Annotated in this window: 14 protein-coding genes; 3 read left to right on the forward strand and 11 right to left on the reverse strand. The window is 44.4% G+C overall.

The window, feature by feature from the left end; genetic code table 11:
• Positions 1–32: 32 nt before the first annotated feature.
• The 10 genes from carB to U2P91_RS04980 all read right to left on the reverse strand — a co-directional run bounded on the left by carB (position 33) and on the right by U2P91_RS04980 (position 12,821).
• Positions 33–3,233: a carbamoyl-phosphate synthase large subunit gene (carB, locus tag U2P91_RS04935; protein WP_111888374.1), complete on the reverse strand. Its 3,201-nt coding sequence runs from the start codon at positions 3,231–3,233 to the stop codon at positions 33–35.
• Positions 3,224–4,342 (reverse strand): glutamine-hydrolyzing carbamoyl-phosphate synthase small subunit, encoded by a 1,119-nt coding sequence (gene carA, locus U2P91_RS04940; protein ID WP_111888375.1) that lies wholly within the window; start codon positions 4,340–4,342, stop codon positions 3,224–3,226. Before carA ends, carB begins: the two co-directional genes overlap by 10 nt.
• Positions 4,343–4,414: 72 nt before the next feature.
• Complete coding sequence (locus U2P91_RS04945) at positions 4,415–5,683, reverse strand: adenylosuccinate synthase (protein ID WP_111888376.1); 1,269 nt, start codon at positions 5,681–5,683, stop codon at positions 4,415–4,417.
• Positions 5,684–5,984: 301 nt separating this feature from the next.
• Entirely contained in the window at positions 5,985–6,521 is a 537-nt protein-coding gene (gene purE, locus U2P91_RS04950) for a 5-(carboxyamino)imidazole ribonucleotide mutase (RefSeq protein ID WP_111888377.1), read from the reverse strand.
• 73 nt (positions 6,522–6,594) lie between these two features.
• Complete coding sequence (ppcA, locus tag U2P91_RS04955) at positions 6,595–8,196, reverse strand: phosphoenolpyruvate carboxylase (RefSeq protein ID WP_204355517.1); 1,602 nt, start codon at positions 8,194–8,196, stop codon at positions 6,595–6,597.
• A gap of 4 nt (positions 8,197–8,200) precedes the next feature.
• Entirely contained in the window at positions 8,201–9,379 is a 1,179-nt protein-coding gene (locus U2P91_RS04960) for a 5-(carboxyamino)imidazole ribonucleotide synthase (protein WP_242988484.1), read from the reverse strand.
• Between the two features lie 179 nt (positions 9,380–9,558).
• A complete protein-coding gene (locus U2P91_RS04965; protein WP_111888379.1) occupies positions 9,559–9,930 on the reverse strand; it encodes a DUF2294 domain-containing protein in 372 nt (123 codons plus the stop codon).
• Between the two features lie 142 nt (positions 9,931–10,072).
• Positions 10,073–10,645, reverse strand: a complete 573-nt coding sequence (locus U2P91_RS04970) for an ANTAR domain-containing response regulator (RefSeq protein ID WP_111888380.1) — start codon at positions 10,643–10,645, stop codon at positions 10,073–10,075.
• 109 nt (positions 10,646–10,754) lie between these two features.
• The gene (locus tag U2P91_RS04975; protein WP_111888381.1) at positions 10,755–12,083 is read right to left on the reverse strand and encodes a glutamine synthetase family protein; all 1,329 of its coding nucleotides are present in this window, start codon (positions 12,081–12,083) and stop codon (positions 10,755–10,757) included.
• Between the two features lie 510 nt (positions 12,084–12,593).
• A complete protein-coding gene (locus U2P91_RS04980) occupies positions 12,594–12,821 on the reverse strand; it encodes a hypothetical protein (RefSeq protein WP_111888382.1) in 228 nt (75 codons plus the stop codon).
• A 486-nt stretch (positions 12,822–13,307) separates the two neighbouring features.
• Between U2P91_RS04980 and U2P91_RS04985 the strand changes: the two genes are divergently transcribed.
• The 3 genes from U2P91_RS04985 (at position 13,308) to U2P91_RS04995 (ending at position 17,220) form a co-directional block, all read left to right on the forward strand.
• The gene (locus U2P91_RS04985) at positions 13,308–15,341 is read left to right on the forward strand and encodes a glutamine synthetase III (protein WP_242988707.1); all 2,034 of its coding nucleotides are present in this window, start codon (positions 13,308–13,310) and stop codon (positions 15,339–15,341) included.
• A 102-nt stretch (positions 15,342–15,443) separates the two neighbouring features.
• Complete coding sequence (locus U2P91_RS04990) at positions 15,444–15,785, forward strand: P-II family nitrogen regulator (protein WP_111888383.1); 342 nt, start codon at positions 15,444–15,446, stop codon at positions 15,783–15,785.
• A 166-nt stretch (positions 15,786–15,951) separates the two neighbouring features.
• Complete coding sequence (locus U2P91_RS04995) at positions 15,952–17,220, forward strand: ammonium transporter (protein WP_111888384.1); 1,269 nt, start codon at positions 15,952–15,954, stop codon at positions 17,218–17,220.
• A 249-nt stretch (positions 17,221–17,469) separates the two neighbouring features.
• Here U2P91_RS04995 and U2P91_RS05000 read toward each other — a convergent pair whose 3' ends face one another.
• Positions 17,470–17,907 (reverse strand): flavodoxin domain-containing protein, encoded by a 438-nt coding sequence (locus U2P91_RS05000; protein WP_111888385.1) that lies wholly within the window; start codon positions 17,905–17,907, stop codon positions 17,470–17,472.
• Positions 17,908–17,914 lie beyond the last annotated feature (7 nt).

The following is a 17,914-nucleotide window of genomic DNA, read 5'->3' on the forward strand; positions in this document are numbered from 1 at the left end:
GAATAAGTTCTTATGTTAAAAGACTGCTAAATCTATCGGATTTCTTTGATATCAACCAACTCGATTTCGGCCATGGTACGATTGGATTTTAAGCAATCCAGCAGCGCCTGGGCGGTATCTAAAGAAGTCAGCAGAGCAATCGAGGTTTCCACACATTTTCGTCGCATCCGAACATCATCATGATGGGGCATTCGACCCTTGCTTGAGGTGGAAATCACGTAGTTCAGCTTGCCGCTTTCAATCAGATCACCGATGTTTGGCTTGCTTTCCGCCAATCGACGAACCACCTTGGTGGGGATATTGTTTTCGTTGAGAATCAGGGCCGTTCCCACGGTGCCGTAGATAACAAAACCCATTTCGTGGAATTGGCGACCGATTTCGACAATCGCTTCTTTATCGCGATCTTTAACGGTCAGCAGGACTCCGCCAGACCGTTCCATGCTGCGGCCGGACGCGACCAGACCTTTATAGAGGGCATCGGCAAAGGTTTTGGCAACACCTAAAACTTCGCCGGTCGATTTCATTTCTGGTCCTAACTGGGTATCGACATCCTGCAGCTTAGAGAAGCTAAAGACTGGCACCTTAACGGCTACGTAGTCGCCTTCGGGGTGGAGCCCCGGGGCATAACCCAGGTCAGCCAGCTTATCGCCGAGCATCATTTTAGTGGCAATGTTGACCATCGGAATATCGGTCACCTTAGAAATATAGGGCACCGTTCGCGATGAACGGGGGTTCACTTCAATGACGTAGACTTCCTCTTCATAAATAACATATTGAATATTGACCATCCCGACAATATCCAGCGCCTTGACCAAGCGGCCGGTGTAGTCGATGATGGTATCGCGGGTCCGCTGATCAAGCGTTTGCGGCGGATAGACCGAAATCGAATCACCAGAATGAACCCCAGCCCGTTCGATATGCTCCATGATTCCCGGGATCAGGTAGTTTTCACCATCGCTGATGGCATCGACTTCGACTTCTTTGCCCATCAGGTATTTATCAATCAGGACAGGGTTTTCCAGGGCGATGGTGGTGATAATATCCATATATTCTACCACGTCTTCACTCTCGTAGGCGATGATCATGTTCTGCCCACCCAGTACATAAGAAGGCCTAAGCAGGACTGGAAAGCCTAAGCGTTCAGCCACTTCGACCGCTTCTGCGGTGGTATAAACGGTTTCGCCTTGAGGGCGGCGGATCTGGCAGGATTCCAGTAGCTGGTCAAAGACTTCACGGTCTTCGGCGGCATCAATATTCGCTGGTGAGGTACCCAGTACCGGGACGCCCATCTCTTCTAAATAACGGGTCAGTTTGATGGCAGTCTGGCCGCCAAACTGAACAATCGCACCGATTGGTTTTTCAGTTTCGACTACCGAGCGGACATCTTCTTTGGTCAAGGGTTCAAAATAGAGTCGGTCTGAGGTATCATAGTCGGTCGAGACGGTTTCCGGGTTGTTGTTAATGAAAATCGCTTCATAGCCTTTTTCCCGCAGCGCCCAGGCACAATGCACCGAACAATAGTCAAACTCGATCCCCTGGCCGATCCGAATCGGGCCGGAACCAAGTACTAAAACCCGTTCCTTACCCGAGGGATGTTCGGCAATAAATAAAGCCGCTTCATTTTCTTTATCCCGGGTCGAGTAAAAATAGGGCGTCTGCGCCGCAAATTCGCCGGCACAGGTATCAACCATTTTAAACGAAGCATAGGTTTTAGGATCTTCGTTGATTTTCTCGCCCGATAATTCCTCGATGGTTTTATCTAAAAAGCCGATTTCCCGGGCTACTCGCACCCGTTCTTCGGTTAAACCCAGGGTCGTCAGATCTTTTTCCATCACCGCCAGATGGCGCAGTTTATCTAAAAACCATTTGTCAATTTTGGTGATCGCAAAGATCGTATCCAGAGCAACGCCCCGCTTAATCGCTTCATAAACGACAAAAGAACGTTCATCATCCGAATCCGCAAGCATTTTCATGATGTCTTCATCACTCGCTTCCACCAATTTTTCAACGGTTAATGTTTCCATCCCCAACTCAATCGAACGAATGGCCTTCATCATCGCATGTTCAAAGCTGGAACCGATCGACATAATTTCACCAGTGGCCTTCATCTGAGTACCGAGGGTGCGTTTGGCATAAACAAATTTATCAAAGGGCCACCGGGGGAATTTAACCACAATGTAATCCAGAGCCGGTTCAAAGCAAGCTGTGGTCGTCCCTGTTACTTCATTAATAATTTCATCGAGTGAAAAACCTATCGCGATCTGACTGGCCACCTTGGCAATCGGATAGCCGGTCGCTTTTGACGCCAGAGCTGACGAACGGGAAACCCGGGGGTTAACCTCAATCACCGCATAGTTGAAGTTTTCCGGATTGAGGGCAAACTGACAATTACAGCCGCCTTCAACCTTCAGTGCGGAAATAATTTTAAGGGCGGAGGTCCGAAGCATCTGGTATTCTTTATCACTGAGGGTTTGGCAGGGTGCCACTACAATCGAGTCCCCGGTGTGAATTCCCACCGGGTCAAAGTTTTCCATACTACAGACGGTGATGACATTCCCTTTGGCATCTCGCATCACTTCAAATTCAATTTCTTTCCAGCCGGCAATCCCTTTTTCGACCAGAATCTGACTAATTGGTGACAGCCGAATGCCGTGGGTGGCGATTTCTTCCAGCTCCTGCTGGTTTGCCGCAATCCCGCCACCGGTGCCGCCTAAGGTAAATGCTGGTCGGACAATCACCGGATAACCGATAGTAGCCGCAAAGCGAACCGCATCTTCAATGGTAAGTACCACTTCGGAGGGAATACAGGGTTCGCCGATTTCGCGCATCATATCTTTAAAGGCCTGACGGTCTTCCGCTTTTTCGATGGTTTCCAGATTGGCGCCCAGCAGCTTGACATCATGGGCATCCAAAAATCCTTCCTTGGCCAATTGCATCGACAAGGTCAGGCCGGTTTGACCGCCCAGGGTGGAGAGTATACTATCCGGTTTTTCCAGCAGGATAATTCGTCTGATGACTTCCAGGGTTAAGGGCTCAATATATATTTTATCCGCCATGGCCTTATCCGTCATGATCGTCGCCGGGTTGGAGTTAATCAGAATAACTTCCAGACCATAGTTTTTTAAGGCCTTACAGGCCTGAGTACCGGCATAGTCAAATTCCGCCGCCTGTCCAATAACAATCGGGCCGGAGCCAATCACCAGGACTCGTTTAATATCGCTTCTTAAAGGCATCCTTGTTGCCCCCTTTCCATAAGATCAGTGAACTGTTCAAATAAATAGCCGGTATCGTTGGGTCCGGCACTGGCTTCGGGATGGAACTGCACCGTAAAGGCGTGGATGTCCGGATACTGCACCCCTTCGCAGGTGCCGTCGTTTAAATTAAAATGCGTCACGTTTCCCACTTCGGCCGGAATACTCTCCGGCACCACCGCATAACCATGGTTCTGGCTGGTGATAAAGACCCGATCTCTGGTGACATCTTTAACCGGCTGATTCATACCCCGGTGGCCGTATTTCAGTTTAAACGTTTCGCCGCCCATAGCTAAAGCCAGCAACTGATGTCCCAGACAGATGCCAAAAATGGGTTTGCCATAGTTGACAAAATCTTTGAGATTTTCAATGATTTCTATATTTTCAGCCGGATCTCCGGGTCCATTGGACAGCATGATGCCATCGGGATTAAGCATCCGGATTTCCTCAATGGTGGTGTTGGCCGGCATCACCGTGACATTGCAGCCTAAGCGCAGCAACATCCGCAGGATGTTATGTTTGTAGCCATAATCAATTAGCGCGACATGGTTGGCGCGGTTAACCTGGCTGTAATACCAGCCCTTGTTTTTGCGGCTAACCGTCTGCACCGGATTAACCACCTTAAAGTCGCGGATTTTTTCCATCAGGGCGGCTTTGGTGGTGGCAATGTCTTCGGTGGTAATGGCACCGTTCATGGTGCCGTGTTCACGAATTACCCGGGTAATGGCGCGGGTATCGACATCCCAGATCCCGATCTTATCCTGCTCAATCATAAACTCATTGATATTGTGGGTATTTCTGAAATTTGACGGTTCTTCACACCATTCTTTGGTGATATAACCGTTGATCCAGCTTCGTTCTGACTCCATATCGTCAGCATTAATCCCATAGTTTCCAATTAAGGGGTAGGTTTGCAGGACAATCTGTCCATAATAAGAGGGATCTGTGAGCACCTCCTGGTAACCGGTCATCCCGGTGGTAAAGACGATTTCGCCGATGGTGGTGCCTTCGCACCCAAAATTATAGCCCTCAAAAACACTGCCATCTGACAGCACCAACCAGGCTCGCTTATCTCGCTTGTAATAAGACATTGTTTACCTCCATTTTAAATATTTTCAAAAAATACCTGATTGCAGGCAACCAGGTATTTCAAATTAGCACATTTATCGAATTGCTAAGTCCTCTCGGTTCGGGCCAACGCCAACATAGGCGATGGTCGTTCCAACCAAGTCTTCAATTGTTTTAATGTATTTTTTGGCATTCTCTGGTAAATCTTCCAGTCGACGAATTCCTCTGGTTTCACTTAGCCAACCGGGAAGGGTGATATAAACTGGTTCAACCCGACCTAAATCTTCGGTGCTTGGAAAACTTTTTAGCAGTTCTCCATCTAATTTATAATCGATACAGATTTTAATTTCTGGCAGGTCATCGAGTTTATCAATTTTACATAAGGCCAGTTCATCATATCCGTTAATCGCATGGGTATATTTCAGCACCGGAATATCAATCCAGCCCAATCGACGAGACCGGCCGGTGCGGGCGCCAAACTCATCATCCGGTTTTTCGCCGGTACCACGGAGGATATCAATCGTGCCACCAAACTCTTCGGTCGGAAAGGGGCCAGCACCGACGGCACTAGAAAAAGCTTTGGCCACCCCAATCACGGTATCGATTTTTTTGGCCGGAAAGCCACCGCTGACGGCGGCATAGGCAGCAATCGGGTTGGATGAGGTAACATAGGGAAAAATCCCCAGATCAATGTCTTTCATCGCTCCCAGTTGACCCTCAAAAAGAATCTTTTTATCGGCTTCAATCATATCGTGTAAATAGCCAACCGGATTAACGATCATATGGCTAAAGGTTTTTGCCCAGGCCTGACATTTTGCAAACAAAGCCTCCACGGTATAGGGTTCGATCTTATAGGAAGCCATTTGGTCATTAACCACTGGCACAATAATTTCCAGTTTCTTTTTGACATTGTCAAGATTTAGTAAATCTTCAAAGCGCAAGCTTTTTCGCATCGCTTTATAGGCATAGGCTTGACCAATTCCCCGCTTGGTTGTACCAATGCCGCCGCTGGCTTCCATCAGTTCATCCAGTTTTTGATGATAGGGCATGAGAATATGAGCTTTAGCCGATATTTTAAGTCCTGCCAGGCTTAACTTTGCTTCAATGATCTGTTGCATTTCTTCAAGTAAAACATCCGGATTAACAACCATGCCGGTTCCGATTAAACATTGACAATCTTTGTTGAAAACACCACAGGGAATTAAATGAAGTTTGAAAATACCATAATCATTAATAACAGTATGACCTGCGTTGTCGCCCCCTTGAAACCGAACAATTAAATCAGACTGTTTGGCGAAATAATCCACCATTTTGCCTTTGCCTTCATCGCCCCATTGGGCGCCAACTAATACAGAAATCGACATCTATTCTCATTCCTTCCATCAACCTCAGATCAGAAAACACAATCAGAACAACTGTATTTCTTATCTATACTATGACTCAAATTCTCTTTTAATTTTTACACTTTTGGATCATTTTTACCCATAGTATTATAACATAAAGTCACAAGAATTGATCTATCTTTTTTTTTAAATTTCGATGATATTGTTTTCATGATTCGCGGAAGCTTTTTTGCCACAATCTGTGTTAATTCTTGCTCAGCCTTGACACCACCAATAAGCGCAATCTGATCGGCCTTCTTGCTGCATTGGATGCCTTATTATTCTAGTTTTTTTCTGCTGCTTCTAAATATTCTTGTAAATCCTCGGCCAGATCATAAGCAACCTTTTTATTTTCACTACTCAAATAGCTTTCCAATCTCGCTCTAATCTCCGGGTATTTTATTCCCAATATCCGGGCTGCTAAAATTCCGGCATTCCTGGCGTTATTAATTCCCACCGTTGCGACCGGCACCCCCTTGGGCATTTGGACAATCGACAGCAGCGAGTCCAACCCATCCAATTCCGCTAATTTTACCGGCACCCCAATGACCGGCAGCATCGTCAAGGCGGAAACCATCCCCGGCAAATGGGCTGCACCGCCGGCTCCGGCGATAATCACCTCGAGCTTTCGTGGTTGGGCATTTTTGGCGTAGTCAACCATTCGGTCGGGTGTGCGATGGGCTGAAACGACCTTTATTTCATAGGGCACCTGGCATTTTTCCAGGATCAGAGCCGCCTGACTCATGACCCTTAGATCTGATTTACTGCCCATAATAATCGCCACCATTGGCGCTGCTGTAGGCTTATTTTTATCTATCATCTTCACTATTTCCTTTCATTCCCATTCATTGCTGACCCGTTTATTGTTGATGGGCTCTTATGAGCTCTCGGCGTTAGCCCAGGCTACCTCTGATTGTCGCCATTTTTATGATCCAATCATTGAGGATTTTTTCTTCTTCCTGTTCCTTACCGGTTTCTTCTTTGCCGATTAAGTGGACAATAATCGGTTTGATCGAATGCATTAGCATATGATATAGGGCATTTTCATCATTAACAAGCTTTTCTATCTCCAATATTTCACAGGCCAGCTTATAGTCACTCTGATAAGCTAACCGGGCACTTTCATCAATGATTCCTTTGGATATCTCAACATCGACATATTGGGCCGCGAAGGCGAGATCTGCTCGCAGCTGGGGATAAAAATCGATCAGTCTGTTAATCCCATCCGCACCATATTTACCCTGAACTTCTTGCAAGCCCCTGCCCATACCGACAAACTCCGGCGGCAGACCGAGTGTATACATCGCCGACGTAAAAGAAATCGCTCTTGGCACCGTGCATTTGACATTTGTATTGATCTGCAAAAGTTCATTTTTTAAATCCCGATCTGCCACCAGATCGGCGATATCCTGCATATTGGCAATTTCTCTGATGTATTCCAACCCTGCTTTTTTACTTGCCAGCCGATCCCTATTTTTAGGCATATACTTTGCGAGCTGGCCGACGATATTGATCGTTTTTACAAAGGTGTCGATATAATACTTGGTGAAGATCCCAATGCACTCTTTCATCACTTCAATATCTGCTAGTGAAAATTTTCGATGTTTCCGTTTTTCGCAATTGTTTTTAAGACTGTTGACAACCGCTTTTGTCTTTTCTTCGCCATGGTCATAGCGTAGTCCTGATTGGATGGTGAAGGTTTTGACCCCGGCATAGGTCTCATAGATCCGTTCTAAATTTTCTGCGGTGAAGTGACCTCTGAAGGGCAGGGCACCGCATCCCAAAATTGGTGAAATCTCGACCTTGTTTAATTGCCCCCATTTCAGCGATTTATCAATGCCAATCAATACCGCCAGCACCGATGCCATCATGCCATACGACATCGCCGAATCGGACTTGGCAAACATGATTCTTAAATGATCAAAGCGATTCCCGTTACTGATCGAATTTTGATAATAGTCATCCAAAATCTCATCGACATTGACAAGGGCAGGGACACTTTCAATCAGCGGTATGATTCTAATGCTATTGAGCGGAAATTGTATATCGTAATTTTTGTTTCCCAGTTCGATGACCGAGTTAATCCGTTCTTGTAAATGGATCAATTCAATCCCTGTTTCAACCATTGGCACCACCGTTTCTGTGATCGCCTGTACCGATGTTTGCTGATAGGCGAGCACGTTGGTCTCGACCAGCGACATAATACTCATCAGTTGTCTAAAGATCGGCTCTTTTTTGGCGTTGGGAATTCTCGGGGTTATCGCCACTGTTTGGCCAGGGATGATCCCTTGACCAATTAAACCTAAGGCTATTTGTGAGGTTTGATGATAGGGTGTCAATTTACCTTCAAAATCAATCATTATTTCTTCAATTCCTAATCCACCCTGATCCTGACTGGTCAGTCCTTGAATGGCTTCGTCGGGTTCTTGTTGGATGGTAATATACCGGTTGGCGTTATCAGGGTGTTGGGTCGCCATGCTACTGGGAATTTTGATCATCTCAGGCACTCCTTAAACTATTTATTTTGATGAGGCTCAAGGCCTCTTTCGCTTTGATATTTGCTGCTGCCACCGAATCAGCCATTGCTGTTAGGTGGCCGATTTTTCTGAATTCTCCGGTTTCCGGCTTGCCATATAAATGCAAGTGGCAATCGGTCAGCGCCATCAATCGATCAATCCCGCTGATCTGGTATTTGCCGGTTGTCGCGTCACTGCCTAAGATGTTAAACATCGCACAGGGTAATCTCAGCTCGGTCGATCCCAGCGGCATCCCGGTTATGATTCGCGCCAGCTGTTCAAATTGTGAGGTAATGCACCCTTCAATTGAATAATGACCTGAATTATGTGGTCGCGGGGCAATTTCATTGACAAAAATATTGGCACTCCTATCAATAAAAAATTCGATGCAGAAAACCCCATAATCATCTATTTCTTGGGCAATCTTGGCGGCGATTGTCTGGATGCGCTGCTCAACTTCAGTGGAGATATTTGCCGGCACAAAGGAATTGATCAGAATCCCCTGATGATGGATATTTTCGGCGACCGGATAAAACTTCATCCCATCGGGATTGATGGCAAAAATGATCGAAACTTCCTTGTCGTAATCAATCAATTCCTCTGCCATCACACCATAGCTGCCAAACTCTAGAAATGCTTGCTCTAGTTCAGAGCGCTCGGTAATGACGCGACTGCCCTTGCCATCGTAACCACCGGTGCAGGTTTTTAAGACCATCTTTTGATCTAACTGGTCAAAGGCCGCAACCAGCTGGTCGAGGTTTTCAATTAGATGAAAATCCGGAACGTCAATGCCGATATTTCGCAAGCGTGATTTTTGTCGGTATTTATTTTGAATCATAGCCAGTGTTTTTGCGCCGGGATAGATGGCGTTGCCCTCTTGTTCAAGGATTTCTAACAACCCCACATCAATATGTTCAAATTCATAGGTCAATACATCGGTTTTTAGCGCCAGTACCTTAAGTGCGGTTAAATCATCAAATTCCGCAACCATTTGAAAATCGGCAACTTGACCAGCCGGCGAATTTGGTTTGGGATCTAGCACAATCACATTTAAGCCCAATCGCTTGGCTTCTAGCACCAACATCCTGCCTAATTGTCCGCCACCGATAACCCCAATGGTTGATGGCGAATCTAAGCGCTTTATTATTTTTCTATCTATCACTTTAACCTCCCGATTTTAAACAAAAAGCCAACAGCAAAACTTTTATAAAAGTTTTGCTGTTGGCTTATTTTTTGACTGGTTTCTAACCCTTCAAGCTATCTTCCAACACTCATTATTTAACTTGATTTTTTAACTTAGTCTTATCATTCAATCATTATACTACAATCATTATAATACAATTACTTAGCGTCGTTTTTTAAATCTTCTTCAATATCACGATCAGCAACAATTGCTATTATTTTTTCGCCGGTTTTGGTACTAACATCGGAATAGGTACTGATAATTTCGACATCGATCACCGATTTTATCGTTTCAATCAGTAATTCCTGGGCATTTTCAAACAAGGCCGTTCGGACTTTTTTTATCAGTTCAACGCCCTCTTTGTTTTGAGCCAGGCTTTTTTCTGAGGTACTTAAAAAACCAGTCAGCCTGACAATAATCAAATCCTGAAAAATAATGGTTCTGATTTTGTCTGGTCCTCTTCCCATTTGTTCAATTTCAAACTTACTAATTGCCTCGCTTATTTTCGCTTCAATTTGTCCTTTTGTCACTGATATTCCTCCAAACAGGATTCAGATAAACCGCCAATCTCATTGACAACTCATTTGTTTACATAAGTATATCATAACTAATATGAAATTTTCAATTATTATTAGACAACTTAAGATTTCTTAATTAATATGGTTCTTCATCTTACTTTTTATCGTAGGTTTTGATTATCTGTTCGGCCACCTTGCGGGGCGATGTTCGCATATCCATGGCCTTCTTTTGAATATAGCGATGGGCCTGATCTTCGGTCATATTCAAATGCCCCATCAGGAAGAGTTTTCCCCGATAGACAATCCCGAGGTCGTCAATTTTTGCTTTCAAGGCCTGGTTCTGACTTTGCAGCCTTTGGATTTTTTCCCGCGACTGACAGACAAAGCGGACGTTTTGAACCAGTAATTGCCGGTTCAGCGGTTTCGGCACTACAAAAGCTGCTGTATCGATCAGTTTTTCTTCAACATGATCGACCAGTTCGCTTTTGACGATCAGGATCACCCCAACCATATATTTTTCCAGAATATCAACGGCAAAATCGACTCCGAATTCATCGCCTAAAGGGGTGTTCACGATCACCAGATCATATTCAATTTCCTGAAGTCTCCGCCGGCCTTCGGCTGCTGAATTGGCCGAGTCAATCAGTTGGAAATTCATCGGCCGTAAAATATCCGCCAGACCACGGATGACGTCATCTTGTTTACATACCAATAATACGCTGCTCATCCCCTTCACCTCCTGCCGTAGAATATGATGCATTTAATATATGATCCATTTAAATATGATCCATTTAAATATGATCCATTTAAATATGATTCATTTAAATATTATGCTGTTAATAAGTTAAGAGGTAGCGATCGATTTCCCAGGGATGAACGGTTTTGATATAGTCCATCCACTCGGCCGTTTTCAGCTCGATGAATTTTTCGGTCAGCTCTTCTCCCAGTACCGATTTTATCAGCGGGTCTGCCGCCATTTCAGTCAAGGCATCGATTAAGGTAATCGGCAGTTCTTGGATGGTATCGGCTGCCACCGGGTCTTTGCTGATCTCCTCTTCGCCGAGTTTTAATTCGTCCATTAAGACCATCTGCTGCTCAATCCCTTCAAGGCCAGCGGCCAGAATCAGGGCAAAGGTCAGGTAGGGATTGCAGGTAGGATCTGGTCCGCGCAGTTCAAAGCGATAATACTCATCGGATTCCATCGGAATCCGGATCAGCGAGCTGCGGTTACCAAAGCCCCAGCCGATGTGGCGGGGGGCTTCCTTACCACCGGTTAAGCGTTTGTAACTGTTGACCAGGGGATTGGCGATTGCCGTCATCCCTTTAACATGGGCCAATACCCCAGCGATAAAGTGTCCGGCCTCTGCTCCGAGCAGGCCACCATTGTTTTCAAAAATATCATGGCCATCTTTGGATAAGGAAACGTGAATGTGCATGCCACTGCCCGGTTCATCAACCAGCGGTTTGGGTAAAAATGACGCATGCACCCCGTTTCTTTGGGCGACCGTTTTTACCACCGTTTTAAAGGTCATGATCTTATCGGCCGAGGAAAGGGCATCGTCATATTTAAAGTCAATTTCATGTTGTCCGCGGCCGGCTTCATGACGGGAACTTTCTATTTCAAAGCCCATGTCCTCGAGGGTCAGGCAAATTTCGCGACGGGTATTTTCCCCGCGATCATAGGGCGCCAGGTCAAAATATCCAGCCTGATCAGTCGGAATAGTGGTCGGATCGCCGTTTTCATCTTGCTTAAAAAGATAAAATTCACAATCAGCACTGGTATTAAACTGATACCCCAAAGCCTCTGCCCGCTTGAGCGTTTGCTTTAGGATATAGCGGCTGTCAGCAGTAAAAATTTCGCCATTGGGATAGCGAATATCGCAGAGAATTCTGGCGACCTTGCCTTGCTGGGGACGCCAAGGCAAGAGCTGAATGGTCGTGATGTCCGGGCATAAAACCAGGTCTGTTTGCCGGGATTCGGGAAAACCAACCACTAAGGACGCATCAAAAGGAATCCCGCTGGCTAATGCCCGTTCCATCTGCATCGGCGTAATGGCAATGTTCCGATTTTGTCCAAAGAGATCGCAAAACTGAAGACGAATGAATTTTACATCATTCGCTTCAATAAATTTCATCGCTTCAATTATATTTTTCGCTAAGCTCATTCTAAACCTCCACTTATTTTAATCAGAAGCAGCATTGATTGTTATTGTTACGCTTCCATCATCAATCACTTTTATAACATAAGCTGCTTCTATAAACATAGTCACTGCATTAAATCACTATTTCTTTAACATCAACCGTAATATGAAAACTATCATAAGTAACTCTATCAACACCAGTTTGTCGGATGTTTTCTAAACTTCTACCCATTAATTTGATAAATCCACAGGTTCTGTTCCACTGCAGCAAATACAAAAAAGAACATGCTAATTGATCCCCTCTGTTTTTAACAGGAGGATCGAACGCCTTTGTTCTTTATAAGAGTTCTTATTCTATTTTTGTATACAATGTACTTAGTGTGTTAGTCTTATCATTAAAACACATTTCTGCTACAGTTTCAATTTATTTTTACTTTATTTTGACTGACAAGGTTTTCAGTTTCACATTATTGATAAAAGCCCTCTAAACCGCTAGTCTAAAGGGCTTTATCTTAGTAGAATCTCAGGTTTACCTTATTGAACCGGGCCTTTTTCCATTTGCGCCAGAACAATTTGTCTTAGCATTTCCATCGAACCGGCAAATTCCTCAAGACTTAAGCCTGGCACCCGTTCTGCAATCAGCCGATAACCCGCTTCAAAGTCTTTAGCTTCATTTAAAGCCATCATCAAATCTGCATCCCCTAACAAGGCATCCAGTACTTTAACATGTTTTTCTTCATCCATTTTAAACTCAATACTCATTTTTGCTTTCCTTTCTATTACTAAACAATGATTTGGCCTATGCCAGCCGTAAACAGTATCACTTCTAATCACTTGCTTTTTCTATTATGCTCAGTTCTATATGATATCTATTATATAGTAGGACTTTGTTTTTGTAAATCATTCCTGCAAGCTTTATAAGTTGATAACCATTACATGTAATTTCTTGTAAATTTTACTTTACAAGCGAGTTTTGATCGTCTATAATAAGTTTAAATTTAATATTGTAATACTAGTCACGAGAGTGGCGATAGCAATGGTGCTTTGAGAGTGTGATGAACGCTTCTCTGAGGCGCTTTTTTTTTAGCCACTTTCTATTTAATTTTTCTAAGCTTTTATTTTAACATATCTGACAATGGTGCCATATATGTTATAATTATACAAATTATATTTTAGGAGGACACAAACGTGCCAATTAGTGAAAATGTATCCGAACTTTTCGGATCAAGAGTTTTTAACTCTGGTGTGATGCGCAAGCGCTTACCAAAGCACATTTACGCTTCCCTGTTAAAAACAATGAAAGAGGATTTACCTCTAGAAGAAAACGTCGCTGAAGTTGTGGCAAACGCCATGAAAGATTGGGCTTTAGAATTGGGTGCTACTCATTACACGCATTGGTTCCAGCCAATGACTGGCATTACGGCTGAAAAGCACGATGCCTTTATCAACCCAACTGAAGACGGTAAAGTCATTATGGAGTTCTCTGGTAAAGAACTGATCAAGGGTGAACCAGATGCTTCATCTTTCCCATCCGGTGGACTAAGAGCAACCTTTGAAGCGCGTGGTTATACCGCCTGGGATCCAACATCCTACGCCTTTATTAAAGGCACGACCCTTTATATCCCAACTATTTTCTGTTCTTACTCTGGTGAGGTTCTGGATAAGAAAACACCACTGTTACGATCAATGGAAACCCTTAATGATAATGCCAAACGGATCTTAAAGCTTTTTGGTAAAGATGTCAAAAAAGTAACCACCACCATTGGCGCTGAGCAGGAATACTTCCTGGTTGAACGGGATATGTTTAAAAAACGTAAAGACTTAATCCTGACTGGCCGAACCCTCTTTGGTGCCAAACCACCCAAAGGTCAGGAAATGGAAACCCACTATTTCGGGCGCATCCGTGGTCGTGTTGCCAACTATATGGCAGAGCTGGATCGCGAACTTTGGAGTCTTGGGATTGCTTCTAAAACACGACATAATGAAGTCGCCCCGGCCCAACATGAAATGGCGCCAATCTTTACCAACACTAATGTCGCCACCGACAACAACCAACTGATTATGGAATTTATGCAACGGGTTGCTTATCGTCATGATCTGGCCTGTTTATTGCATGAAAAACCATTTGATGGGGTTAACGGTTCCGGAAAACACAACAATTTTTCGATGTCCACCGATACTGGCGAAAACCTGTTAACACCCGGTGATAACCCGGCTGACAATAAGCAATTCCTAGTTTTCCTTTGCGCTACCATTGAAGCGGTTTACCGATACAGTGAGATGTTGCGTATCTCTGTCGCCACAGCCGGAAATGATCATCGTTTAGGAGCCAATGAAGCACCGCCAGCGATCGTTTCAGTTTTCCTTGGTGAACAGTTAACGGCAGTTCTTAAATCGATTGAAACGGGAGAGCCAGTCACCGAAGCAAAAGACCTGGTCATGCAACTTGGCGTTAAGAGTCTGCCAAACTTTATCAAAGATACAACAGACCGAAACCGAACCTCTCCTTTTGCCTTCACCGGTAACAAATTTGAGTTTAGAATGCTTGGTTCCAACCAATCGATTGCTGGTCCAAATATTACCTTGAATACCATCGTTGCTGATGTTTTAGCTGATTATGCGGATGTCCTCGAAAAAGCGGATGATTTTGAAGCAGCCCTCGAAGCCTTACTCCAAAAATCAGTTAAAGACAATAAAAAAATTGTCTTTAATGGCAATAACTACTCCGAAGAATGGGTTGAAGAAGCAGCTCGACGCGGTCTGCCAAACTTAAAAACAACGCCGGAAGCATTAGCCGAATTTACTTCTGAAAAGAATGTTGCCTTATTTGGTCGACATAATATTTTCACCCCGGCCGAAATGGATTCTCGCCAGTCAATTCTACTAGAAGAATACATCAAAACGATCAATATTGAAGCCTTAACGATGCTGAGCCTGGCAAAACGGGAAATAACCCCTGCGATCGTCACCTATAGCAAAGAAGTGGTTGATACCCTGAGCGTTAAAAAAGCCCTTGGATCGATTGATGTGACGGCCGAAACGCTATTAGCTGAAAGGTTGTCGACCCTCTTTGGCACCTTCATCAAGGCCACCGATACGCTTGAATCAACCCTGGCTGCTGCCGAAGAATGCGAATCTGAACAAGCTGAAGCCAACTATTTCTGTGAAAAAGTAATTCCTGCCATGGTTGCCCTGCGGTTCGCTGCTGATAGCCTTGAAGAAATCACCGCTGAAAAATACTGGCCATTCCCAACCTACGAAGATATTTTATTCTACGTATAATTAAACTCCCAATTAAAAAAGTATCAATCTAAAAATAATAGGGGTCGGGGTTTTTACCCCTCCCCCAGTTATTCATTCATCTTAAACTATAAGGAGGTTCAAATGAAAAAGCTTGAAATAATTATTAAACCCGAAAGACTGGAAGATCTCAAAGAAATCCTCAATACCTGTGACGTGCAGGGGATGATGATTACCAATATTATGGGATTTGGAAACCAGAAGGGTTATCAGAAATCCTATCGCGGGACGGCCTATACCGTCAATTTTCTACCAAAAATAAAGGTTGAAACCGTAACCGATGCCGAAACTGCCGGAATTATCATTAAGATTATTAAAGACCGACTGGCAAATGATGATGAAATTGGCGGTGGCAAAATTTTCGTCTATGATGTCGAAGATGTCATTCGTATTCGTACTGGTGATCATGGCGTTGGCGCAATCTAATATGAATAGAATAAGTAAGCTAAACTATCAAAGGAGATAGGTTTTAATCCCATATTAAAGCTGTCTTCTTTTTTTATACCCTATTGAGTTATTTTGTTTCTATTTATATGTTTTTATTTGCGATTTTTGATTTGCTTGATTCAATTTATTAAGAGAGGTTATTATTATGGAATTATTAGAACTGCAACAATATCTTGATATCGTCTGGGTCTTTCTGGCCGCTGTACTGGTCTTCTTTATGCAAGCTGGCTTTGCAATGGTTGAAACCGGCTTTACCCGAGCTAAAAATGCCGGGAACATCATCATGAAAAACTTTGTCGATTTTATGATCGGCTCAATCCTTTTCTTTTTGTTTGGTTTTGGCTTCATGTTCGGACCAGACGTAGCCGGCTTCATCGGGATGGGTGGTTTCTTTGCTCCCCAGGACTTGACCAATGTCGGTGCCTTTGATGCTGTTACCCCTGAATTGTTTATCTTTTTCCAAACGGTTTTCTGTGCCACCGCAGCGACGATTGTATCGGGTGCTGTTGCCGGACGAACCAAATTTTCTGTCTATTGTGTTATTTCAGCCTTTATCAGCCTGATTATATACCCGGTTGTCGGACACTGGGCATGGGGCGGCGGATTCCTCGGTGATATGGGATTTGTTGACTTTGCCGGTTCTACCGTTGTTCACTCGGTTGGTGGCTGGACAGCCCTGATGGGTGCCATTATTGTCGGCCCGCGGATTGGTAAATACAACAAAGATGGCAAAGCCAATGCCATTCCCGGTCACAGTTTAACCCTTGGTGCGCTTGGGGTCTTCATTCTCTGGTTTGCCTGGTTTGGATTCAATGCCGGCAGTACTCTGGCGGTTACCCTGGATATCGGCCATATCGCCATGACCACTAACCTGGCGGCCGCAGCGGGTGGACTGACCGTTATGTTATTAACCTGGATCCGTTACAAAAAACCGGATATTTCAATGACCCTTAATGGTGTCCTTGGCGGACTCGTTGCCATCACCGCCGGATGTCTGGTTGTCGATGTCTACGGTGCCCTTCTGATCGGGATCATCGCCGGGATCGTAATCACCTTTGGCATTCCCTTTATCGATCAAAAACTGCGGATTGATGATCCTGTTGGTGCGGTTGCAGTTCATGGGATGAACGGTGTTGTCGGAACCTTGATGGTTGGTGTTTTTGCCAATTATCTGCCAGGAACCGAAGATGCAATTCTTGGTTTATTATACGGCGGTGGGATTGATTTGCTAACCGTCCAAGCGATTGGTGTGGTTGCAGTAGCGGCTTGGACCCTGAGCACCGCTTTCCTGCTCTTCTATGGTCTTAAGAAAACCGTCGGTCTACGGGTTGAAAAAGTTGTTGAAATTGAAGGTCTTGACGTTCATGAACACGGTATTGAAGCATACTCTGACTTTGTCAGCCGGATGAACTAAAGTATTTAGCCCTAAAGTATTTAAATGTTTTTAAGTGTTTGCTTTTTAAAATTATGATCAAAGCCGCTTGAGAGTTTCGAACACCCCCGCTCGAAATCCCCCACCGTGCCCTAATCAATGATTTTAAACCTAATGTTGTGACAAAAAGCCCGGGAAGTTTTTTCTTCCCGGGCTTTTCTCCTTTTGTTTTTCTTTAATTAATTGATCGCTTTCATGCTAGGGTTAAATAATTCCTTGATGATGCCAATTCTAAAATTTGGCAAAGGCCTTGCCAAACTCAACGCAACGATGGCGGCCCGCTTTATCGGGTTCTCCTAAGATGGTCAGCCCTTGGTCAAATAAAATGCCACCGAGATCCTTTACCTGGTTTTCCCACTCTGCCATCCACTCACCTTGACCCCAGCCATGGGAGCCAAAGAGCGCGACCTTTTTCCCTTTCAGATGACCAGAAATCGCCTTAAAAAAAGGTTCGAATTCGGTTTTTTCAAGGCCTTCCCCTTCCATCGCCGGACAACCCAGGGCAATTTTAAAATAGCTATCGATACTTTTTAAATCAAAGTCAACCACGTTGACTAAAATCGCTTTAGCGCCGGCTTCATCAATGCCATTGGATATTTTTTCAGCCATAATCTCAGTGCTTTCTTTATAACTCCAATAGATTACGCCAATTTTGTCTAACAGTTCCATCTCAGTC

Source organism: Acetobacterium sp. K1/6, assembly GCF_034438075.1.
GTDB lineage: Bacteria > Bacillota > Clostridia > Eubacteriales > Eubacteriaceae > Acetobacterium > Acetobacterium carbinolicum.

Coding starts and splice junctions, on each gene's coding strand:
- carA (WP_111888375.1), bottom strand. CDS start 4,342: ATGTCTTATTACAAGCGAGATAAGCGAGCCTGGTTGGTGCTGTCAGAT.
- U2P91_RS05000 (WP_111888385.1), bottom strand. CDS start 17,907: ATGGAACTGTTAGACAAAATTGGCGTAATCTATTGGAGTTATAAAGAA.
- U2P91_RS04970 (WP_111888380.1), bottom strand. CDS start 10,645: ATGAGCAGCGTATTATTGGTATGTAAACAAGATGACGTCATCCGTGGT.
- purE (WP_111888377.1), bottom strand. CDS start 6,521: ATGATAGATAAAAATAAGCCTACAGCAGCGCCAATGGTGGCGATTATT.
- U2P91_RS04945 (WP_111888376.1), bottom strand. CDS start 5,683: ATGTCGATTTCTGTATTAGTTGGCGCCCAATGGGGCGATGAAGGCAAA.
- U2P91_RS04995 (WP_111888384.1), top strand. CDS start 15,952: ATGGAATTATTAGAACTGCAACAATATCTTGATATCGTCTGGGTCTTT.
- U2P91_RS04985 (WP_242988707.1), top strand. CDS start 13,308: ATGCGCAAGCGCTTACCAAAGCACATTTACGCTTCCCTGTTAAAAACA.
- carB (WP_111888374.1), bottom strand. CDS start 3,233: ATGCCTTTAAGAAGCGATATTAAACGAGTCCTGGTGATTGGCTCCGGC.
- U2P91_RS04990 (WP_111888383.1), top strand. CDS start 15,444: ATGAAAAAGCTTGAAATAATTATTAAACCCGAAAGACTGGAAGATCTC.
- U2P91_RS04975 (WP_111888381.1), bottom strand. CDS start 12,083: ATGAGCTTAGCGAAAAATATAATTGAAGCGATGAAATTTATTGAAGCG.
- U2P91_RS04980 (WP_111888382.1), bottom strand. CDS start 12,821: ATGAGTATTGAGTTTAAAATGGATGAAGAAAAACATGTTAAAGTACTG.